The organism is Allobosea sp. NPDC055594 (assembly GCF_053618995.1).
Map to the genome: position 1 here is coordinate 56,765 of NZ_JBSHIO010000012.1, position 8,433 is coordinate 65,197.

At 69.3% G+C, this 8,433-nt stretch carries 6 protein-coding genes; 3 read left to right on the forward strand and 3 right to left on the reverse strand.

The window, feature by feature from the left end:
- Positions 1-33: 33 nt before the first annotated feature.
- Positions 34-630 carry a hypothetical protein gene (locus tag ACWGRX_RS21020; RefSeq protein WP_452119128.1) on the forward strand — a complete coding sequence of 199 codons (597 nt, stop codon included), beginning with the start codon at positions 34-36 and terminating at the stop codon, positions 628-630.
- 177 nt (positions 631-807) lie between these two features.
- Here the strand turns inward: ACWGRX_RS21020 and ACWGRX_RS21025 are convergent, their stop codons facing one another.
- The gene (locus tag ACWGRX_RS21025) at positions 808-1,230 is read right to left on the reverse strand and encodes a universal stress protein (protein WP_291634138.1); all 423 of its coding nucleotides are present in this window, start codon (positions 1,228-1,230) and stop codon (positions 808-810) included.
- Positions 1,231-1,434: 204 nt separating this feature from the next.
- Here ACWGRX_RS21025 and ACWGRX_RS21030 point away from each other — a divergent pair, with 204 nt between their 5' ends.
- Positions 1,435-2,670: an MFS transporter gene (locus tag ACWGRX_RS21030; RefSeq protein WP_291634136.1), complete on the forward strand. Its 1,236-nt coding sequence runs from the start codon at positions 1,435-1,437 to the stop codon at positions 2,668-2,670.
- Positions 2,671-2,676: 6 nt separating this feature from the next.
- Here ACWGRX_RS21030 and ACWGRX_RS21035 read toward each other — a convergent pair whose 3' ends face one another.
- Positions 2,677-2,997 carry a 2Fe-2S iron-sulfur cluster-binding protein gene (locus ACWGRX_RS21035; protein ID WP_291634134.1) on the reverse strand — a complete coding sequence of 107 codons (321 nt, stop codon included), beginning with the start codon at positions 2,995-2,997 and terminating at the stop codon, positions 2,677-2,679.
- 172 nt (positions 2,998-3,169) lie between these two features.
- Entirely contained in the window at positions 3,170-3,508 is a 339-nt protein-coding gene (locus tag ACWGRX_RS21040; protein ID WP_291634132.1) for an Hpt domain-containing protein, read from the reverse strand.
- A 270-nt stretch (positions 3,509-3,778) separates the two neighbouring features.
- Between ACWGRX_RS21040 and ACWGRX_RS21045 the strand changes: the two genes are divergently transcribed.
- On the forward strand, positions 3,779-8,433 hold a 4,655-nt coding region (locus tag ACWGRX_RS21045), incomplete at its 3' end, for an apolipoprotein A-IV repeat region-like domain-containing protein (RefSeq protein WP_452119129.1).

An 8,433-nucleotide genomic window follows, 5' to 3' on the forward strand; every position in this document is an offset into this window, starting at 1 on the left:
TCTCCGCGGCAAGGCCGGCTAGAGCTTCGCGCCATGCAAGCCGAAGACGACGACGCCCCTCCCTCCTGGCGCCAGCGCCCCAAGCCGATCGGCTTCGAGATCGCCTATCGGCTCGATGGCGACACGCTGGAGATCGACAGTACGCGCAAGGTCGACCGTGTCAGGCTGGCTGCGGTCGAGCAGGTCCGCTTCCTCTACGCGCCGAGCAATGTCACCGCGAAGAGCTTCCGGACGCAGCTGCGGCTCAGCGACGGCAAGAGCATCACCTTCGGCAATCTGTCCTGGCGCTCGCTGACCGATATCGAGCGCGACGATCCGCGCTATCACGCCTTCGTCACGGCTCTATCGGCCACGATCAGCCGCGCCAATCCGCGCGCCCGCTTCGTCGCCGGCAAGCCGTTTCCGCTCTGGCTGGCCCTGGCTATCGTAGGCGGGCTCTCGCTGGTCATGCTCGTCTTCTTCAGCCTCAGCGCCTTCCGAAGCGGCGCGAGCACGGCCGGCTGGCTCGGGATCGTGCTGGGAGCCGCCTCCTTCTGGCAAGTCTGGCCGATGGTCAGGCTCAACCGCCCCCGCGAGCTCGCCAATGGCGAGGTGCCGGGCGAGCTCGTGCCCGGGGGCAAGCCGGGCTGAGGGCCTCGGGCCACAGCCGAGCGTCTCACCTTGGATGAGCTGGTCTCGTCATGCTGGGCGAACCAAGCTCGGCCCGGGATCCATCGGAAGGCTCCAGGCCTCGTCGACGAATCCCGAACCTGCGCTGTTTCGCGGCATTCCAGGGTGACAGCTGCTCTTCCGTGAGGGGAGCGTACCCTAGCGCACCACGAGCACCGAGCATTTCGCCCGCCTGACGATGGTCGAGGCGTTGGAGCCGATGACATAGGCGAGCATGCCGGGCTCATGCGAGGCGATCACGATCAGATCGGCGCCGCTGGCATCGGCCTCCGCCAGGACCTCGCCATGGACCGAGCCGACCAGCACCTTGGCGGAGACACGCTCGGCCGGCAGCTTCACCTTGGCGGCAATTTCGGCGAGCTTCGCCTCGGCCTCGGCCTGCTGCCCGGCGTCGAAATCGGCCGGAACGAATTCCATATAGGTGATCGGCACCAGCGAGCGGACATAAACTAGCCGGATCGTACCGTCCGAAGCCGTGGCGAAGGATTCCGCAGCGGCGATGGCGGGATCGGCGAGTTCTGCCTCGGCAAGATCGACCGGTACCAAAATCGATTTGTACATCGCGTTCTCCTCGCTCTACTCGACTGAGATGAAATCTGGCACCGAGCGCGTTCCGGGTCGTTGCGCTCGATCAACCGGCTTCGCGCATGGTCGTCATGATGCCGCGGAATTTGACGTGGATCGGCATGGGTTTAACAGTCCCGCCGATGCTGCGTTCGCGGCCTCGGTCGCCCCGCCGCGACGTCCTCGATTTCGGGTGCGCCGATGTCCGAAGCCTCCCCCCCTCGCCGGCTGACCGGACTGATCGCCTCTCCGACCAGCTTCCTGATGGTGCTCGCCTTCGTCAACTGGTTCGGCTACGCGAGCTGGAGCGCGCTGCTGAACAATTTCGCCAAGGAGGCGGCGGGTTTCACCGGGCAGGATATCGGCATCCTGCAATCGGTGCGCGAAATTCCCGGTTTCCTGGCCTTCACCGCGATCATCCTGTTCTGGATCATGCGCGAGCAGGTGCTGGCCTATCTCAGCCTGCTGACGCTGGGCCTCGGCGTCGCCCTCACCGGCTTCTATCCGAGCCTCGGCGGGCTGCTGCTGACGACGACGATCATGTCGATCGGCTTCCACTATTACGAGACGGCCCAGCAATCCCTGCAATTGCAACTGCTGCCCAAATCGGAGGCGCCGCGCCTGCTCGGGCGGATCGCCGGCGCCTCGGCGGTCGCGCAATTGCTGGCCTTCGGCTCGATCGCGTTGATCTGGCGGACCCTGCAGCCGAGCTATGCCACCGTCTTCCTCGGTGCCGGTCTCGTCACCATTGCGCTGACCATCGTCGCGATCGCGCTGTTCCCGCGTTTCCAGGGCGCCGTGCCGCAGAACAAGGGCTTCGTGCTGCGCAAGCGCTACTGGCTCTATTACGCACTGACCTTCGCGTCGGGGGCGCGACGCCAGATCTTCATGGCCTTCGGCGGCTTCCTGCTGGTCGAGCGCTTCGGTTACGACGTCGCGGCGACGGCGACGCTGCTGCTGGCGACCTACGGCATCAACATGTTCGCCGGCCCGCTGCTGGGCGCCTTGGTCGGGCGGATCGGCGAACGCGCCACCATCCAGCTCGAAAACATCTCGCTGATCGTCGTCTTCGTCGGCTACGCGCTGGCGAGCCACGGCACCTTCGGCAACTGGGGCGCCCTGTTCGCGGGCGCCTTCTTCGTCATCGACGGCGTCTGCTTCACGCTCGTCCTCGCCCAGCGGACCTATTTCCAGAAGATCGCAGACCCCGCCGACATCGCCCCGACCTCGGCGGTCGCCTTCACGATCAACCACATCGCGGCCGTATTCCTGCCGATCACCTTCGGGCTGATCTGGCTGCGCGATCCGGCTCTGGTGTTCTATATCGGTGCCGGCGTCGCTACCGCCTCGCTCGGGCTTTCGCTGCTCGTGCCACGCCATCCGGTCGCCGGCCACGAGACGACGCTGTCAGCCCCTGCCCCCGCAGCGGCGGAGTAGGCGTCCTCAGCCCTGCCGGGCAGGCGTACGGACGATCAAGCCGTCGAGCTCGTCGCGGACGCGGATCTGGCAGGACAGGCGCGAGCCCGGGCGCACGTCGAAGGCGAAATCGAGCATGTCCTCCTCCATCGGCTCGGCCTGGCCGGTCGCCGCGAGCCAGGCATCGTCGACATAGACATGGCAGGTGGCGCAGGCGCAGGCGCCGCCGCATTCGGCCTCGATGCCGGGCACGCCATTGCGGACGGCGACCTCCATCACGGTCGAGCCGGTCTCCGCCTCGACCGTGCGGCTCGTCCCCTGGGCGTCGATGAAAGTGATCTTCGGCATCGTGAACTCCGGCGCGCCGTCCTGGCGGCTTCGCGGCTTGCGTGTCCGGGCGATGCCGGGCCCGGCCTTCAGTGCCGTGCCGCGCCTGCCGCCCGCGAATGGGATTGGCGTCCGCGGAGCCCGCGGACCCGATCGTCTCTAGAGGATTTCGAAAGCGCGGGAAACGGCGATTTCAGGCGGCGCAGTCGAAGCGCGCGATCGCAGCCCGCGCCTCGGCCGCCGCCAGGGCCAGCGCGTCCATGCCCGCCTCGAGCGCAAGCTGGTCGGGTGCGCCCAGTTGCTGCTCGACGAGATCGGCCGCATCGGCGACCTGCCAGGCGCCGATCGCCCGCGCCGCGCCCTTGAGCGTGTGCGCGGCATCGCGCCTCGCCTGGTCGTCGGTGCTGCCATGGATGGTGCGCAGGTGCCGGACGCATTGCTGGGAGAACAGGACGAGCAGTTCGCGCTCCAGCGCGAGATCGCCGCCGGTCTGGCGGGCGAGATGCTCGAAATCAATGGCTGTGTTGGTCATCACGGGGAACTCGACTTTAAAGGTCCGAGGCGGCGTCCCGGCGCGCCTCCTGACCTCTTAGGAAGCGCCAACATGGTGAATGAGGCGTTAACGACGTTTGTGAATCGGCGGGGGAAACAGGTTTCATTCACCGCCTGCCTCAACTACGCTTCGAGCCAGTAAACGATGGGCGTCGTGTCGCTTGCGGAATCTCGGCTTGAGGCGGCCGTTCTTCCGTCGTGCGGCGCGGGACGACGCGCCCATCGCCAGTAGCGTAGCGAGGCGGCATTCATGACCCGGCAGAACAAGCTCCAGGATCCGACCGAAGCCGCGATGTCGGCGATCGAGGAAGCGCTGAGGCTGGACCAGCCCAAGGGCGACAACTCAACCGGCGATCCCGAGCTGAAGCTGCCCGCTGCTACCGGCGGCGACCTCAAGGTCGAGCTGCCGCGCGTCGAATCCGCTCCGCCGAAGCCGGAAGCGGCCGAGCCCGCGACACCGTCGCGCCCGGCCATCGCCCCCGACACCAGCCGCGTCGCCAATGACGACCGCCGCGATTCCAGCTCCCTCGTCCAGGCCTTCTCCGCCCGCCCCTCCGCCAAACCCTACTGGTTCGCCGCCCTCGCGACCCTCGCCTGGCTCGGCGGCGTCGGCTTCACCCTGGTCAGCCGCTACGGCTCCTTCGCCGAGGGCTTGCCGCCCGGCATCGTCGCCTTCGGCCCGGGCCAATGGGCCCTGCTCACGCTGGGTGCCGGCGCACCGGTCGTGTTCTTCTTCGTCCTGGCGGCGCTCTATCGCCGCACCCAGGAGATGCGCCTGGTCTCGCGCGCGATGACCGAGGTCGCGCTGCGCCTGGCCGAGCCCGAGATCGTCGCGACCGATTCCGTGCTCTCGCTGAGCCAGACCATCCGCCGCGAGGTCGCGGCGATGGGCGACGGCATCGAACGCGCCGTCGCCCGCGCCGGCGAACTCGAGACCATTGTCCGCGGCGAGATCGCGACGCTGGAGCGCGCCTATGCCGACAACGAGATCCGGCTGCGCTCGCTGATCGACGAATTGGTGACGCAGCGCGAATCCGTCGTCGGCAATGCCGAGCGGGTCAAGTTCGCCATCAGCGGCGCCCATGAGAACATCAGCAAGGACCTCGAAACCGCCAGCCGCTCGATCGCCGAGGCGGTCGCCCAGGCGGGCGAACGCGTCACCGTGACGCTGAGCGACAAGGGCGACCAGATCACCCTCGCGCTCGGCCGCGCCGGCGAGCGCATGGTCGACGAGATCAGCGGACGCGGCAACGAACTGGTCGAGCGCCTGCAGGTCACATCGGGCGAAGTCGGCGAGCGCCTGACCGGCGCCAGCCACAGCATCACCGGTCTGATCGACAGCCGGGTCCAGGAAATCGCAAGCTCGCTCGAGCGCACCGGCTCGGTCCTGACCGAGGGCCTCACCGCCGGCGCCCGCGACGTCACCCGCGCGATCAGCGAGACCGGCGCGCAGGTCGCCGAGACGCTCGCCAACCGGGCCGAAACGGTCAACGAGACGCTGCGCAGCACCGGCGAGACGCTGGCGCAGGAGATCTCCCAGCGCGGCACCACCGTGGCCGAACGCTTCGAGCACAGCGGCCGAACCCTGGCCGGGCTGATCGAGGAGCAGAGCAGCAACCTGACCGCGCGCCTGGCCGAGACCGGCGAGACGCTGCGCACCACCATCTCCGACGAGGGCGAGAGCGTTACCACCCGCCTGGCCGAGGTCGGCCGCGGCGTGCACGTGCTGCTCAGCAAGCAGAACGAACTCGTCGCCTCCCGCATCCAGGAGGCCGGCGACACGGTCCACAGCCTGCTCGGCAAGCAGGGCGAGACGCTGGTCGAGCGGCTGACCGAGACGGTGCAGACCGTAGACGGCCTGCTGCGCGAGCAGAGCGACTCGATCATTCTGCGCTTCGACGAAGCCGGAAAGGGACTGAACACGCTGATCGGCGAGCGCGGCGAGGAATTGACCGCCCGCATCTCCGCCGTCGGCGCGACCGTGCACAGCCTGTTCTCGGAAGAGGCCGGCAGCCTGGTCACCCGCCTCTCCGATATCGGCCACGACGTCCGCGGCGCCATCGGCAGCCAGGGCGACACGCTGATCGAGCGCCTGACCGAGGTCGGCAAGGGCATGCAGGAGGCTCTCGGCGAGCGCGGAGACGGCCTGGTCGCGCGCTTCGCGAACGTCACCCGCGAAGTCGAAGAGGCGATCGGCGCCCGCGGTGACGGTCTGGTCCTGCGCCTGGCCGAGGTCACCCGCGAGGTCGAGGCGGCCATCGATCAGCGCGGCGGCGGGCTGGTCAGCAGCCTCGCCAACGTCACGCGCGAGGTCGAGGACACGATCGGCGCCCGCGGCGACGGTCTGGTCGCCCGGCTCGCCGAAGTCACCCGCGACGTCGAAGCGGCCATCGATCAGCGCGGCGGCGGGCTGGTCAGCAGCCTCGCCAACGTCGCCCGCGAGGTCGAGGACACGATCGGTGCCCGCGGCGACGGGCTGATCGCGCGCCTCGCCGACGCCTCGCGCGAGGTCGAGAACGCCCTCGGCGTCCGCGGCGAAGGCCTGGTCGCGCGCCTCGCCGAAGTCACCCGCGACGTCGAGAATTCCATCGGCGCGCGCGGCGACGGCCTCGTCGCCCGACTCGCCGACGTGACCCGCGACGTCGAGAACGCCATCGGCGCCCGCGGCGACGGTCTGGTCACCCGCCTCGCCGACGTCACCCGCGAAGTCGAAACCGCAATCGACGAGCGCGGCGGCGGACTGGTGTCGCGTCTGTCGGATGTCGGCCGCGAGGTCCAGAGCGCGCTCGGCGAGCGCGGCGAGAGCCTGGTGGCGCGCCTCTCCGAGGTCGGCGCCGACGTGCAGGCCGCGATCGGCGAGCAGCGCGAGAACCTCATCCTGCAGCTGGCAGAGGCCGGTTCGGGCGTGCGCAACCTCTTGATCGCGGAGAGCGAGGCCCTGAGCGGCCGCGTCATCGCCACCGGACAGGACATGCAGGAGCTGCTCTCCGGCCAGAGCCAGGCGCTCGTCACCCGCGTCGCCGATGTCGGCCGCTCCGTGCACGGCCTCCTCGCCGAGCGCAGCGGCGCGCTGATCAGCCAGCTCGCCAGTGCCGGCCAGTCGCTGCATGATCGCCTCGGCGACCAGGGCGAGGCGATCGCAGCCCGCATCAACGCCGCTAGCGACAGCGCCCGCGCGGTGTTCGACGACCAGCAGGCCGCCTTCATCGTCCGCCTGTCGCAGACCGGCGACGAGGTCGCCGGCGCGCTCGGCAGCCAGCGCGAGAGCATCATCGCCGGCCTCGCCGCGACCGGACAGGAAGTCCACGGCCTGATCGGCTCGCAGCGCGAGAAGCTGCTCGCCGACCTCAGCACCACCGGCCGCGAGGTCCACGGCCTGCTCGGCGAACAGGGCGAGCATCTCGCCGAGCGCCTCGGCGAGGCGGCCCGCAAGCTCGCCGAGACGATCAATGTCGATGGCCGCCATGTCGCCGACCGCGTCAGCGACGCGACGATCGCGCTGCGCGAGACCTTCACGACCCAGGCCGACCAGGCGAGCAGCATGCTCGCCGCGACCGGCAAGGAGGTCGTGATCGCGCTCACCCAGCAGGGCGGCCGCGTCAACGAGGCTCTGGCGGCCAATGCCGAGTCGCTGATGCGCTCTGTCGATGTGCGCTCGCAGGCTCTGAACGAGTTGCTGGCCGGGCGCCATGACGCCTTCACCCGCCTGTTCGACGTCCAGGGCCGGGAGATCGAGGCTTCGATCAGCGCCCGCCTCGGCGCGCTCGAGGAAATCGTGGTCACCCGCGGCGGCACGCTCGCCTCGAAGATCGGCAACGATGCGCGCTCCTTCACCGACGCGGTCACGCTGCGCCTCAACCAGGTCGAGAAGCTGCTCGGCGAGGAAGGGCAGGCCTTGGCCGAACGCATCGGCGAGCGCTCGCAGCACGCAGCCGAGATCATGAGCACGCGGACGCAGGAAGCGGCCGCGGCGATGGAGAACCAGATCCGCGTCTTCGAGGAACGCTCCAGCGCCAAGAGCGCCGAGATCGCCGGCTCGCTCGACAGCCTGATCGCCCGCATCGACGGCAATCTCGGCTCGCGCGCCACCGCCCTCAACGAGGCGCTGGTCGAGCGCACGGTCGACATCGCCCGCGTCATGGCCGAGGGCGGACGCGAGGTCACCCGCGCGCTGGCCGCCAAGGCCGACGAGATCGGCGAGGTCGTGACGTCGAAGAGCGAGGCGCTGACACGCACCCTCGCCGACAAGGCCGACAGCATCAATGCGACGCTCGGTGGGCGCGCCCTCCAGATCGCCGACACGCTCGACCAGAGCGTGGCGCGCTTCGAAGAGCGCGTGGTCAACCGGCTCGACACCGTCTCCGGCACGCTGGATTCGCGCGGCACCGAAATCGCCGAGCGCCTCCAGGGCACCTCGGACGCGATCTCGCTCACCCTCGGCGCCCGTGCCGAAGAGCTGCGCGCCCTGTTCGACGACAAGGGCGGCGGCATGATCAGCACGCTCGATCAGCACGGCTCGCAGATCGCCCTCACCTTGCAGAGCAAGTCGGACGAGATCGCCGCAGCGCTCGGCGCCAGCAGCGAGCAGCTGCGCGCCCTGTTCGACGAGAAGGGCGGCGGCATGATCAGCGCGCTCGGCCAGCGCGGCTCGATGATCGCCCAGACGCTGCAGAGCAAATCGGACGAGATCGCCGCGGCGCTCGGCGCCAGCGACGCTCAGCTGCGCGCCCTCTTCGACGACAAGGGCGGCGGCATGATCAGCACGCTCGGCGAGTACGGCTCGCAGATCGCGCTCACGCTGCAGAGCAAGTCGGACGAGATCGCCGCGGCGCTCGGCGCCAGCGACGCTCAGCTGCGCGCCCTCTTCGACGACAAGGGCGGCGGCATGATCAGCACGCTCGGCGA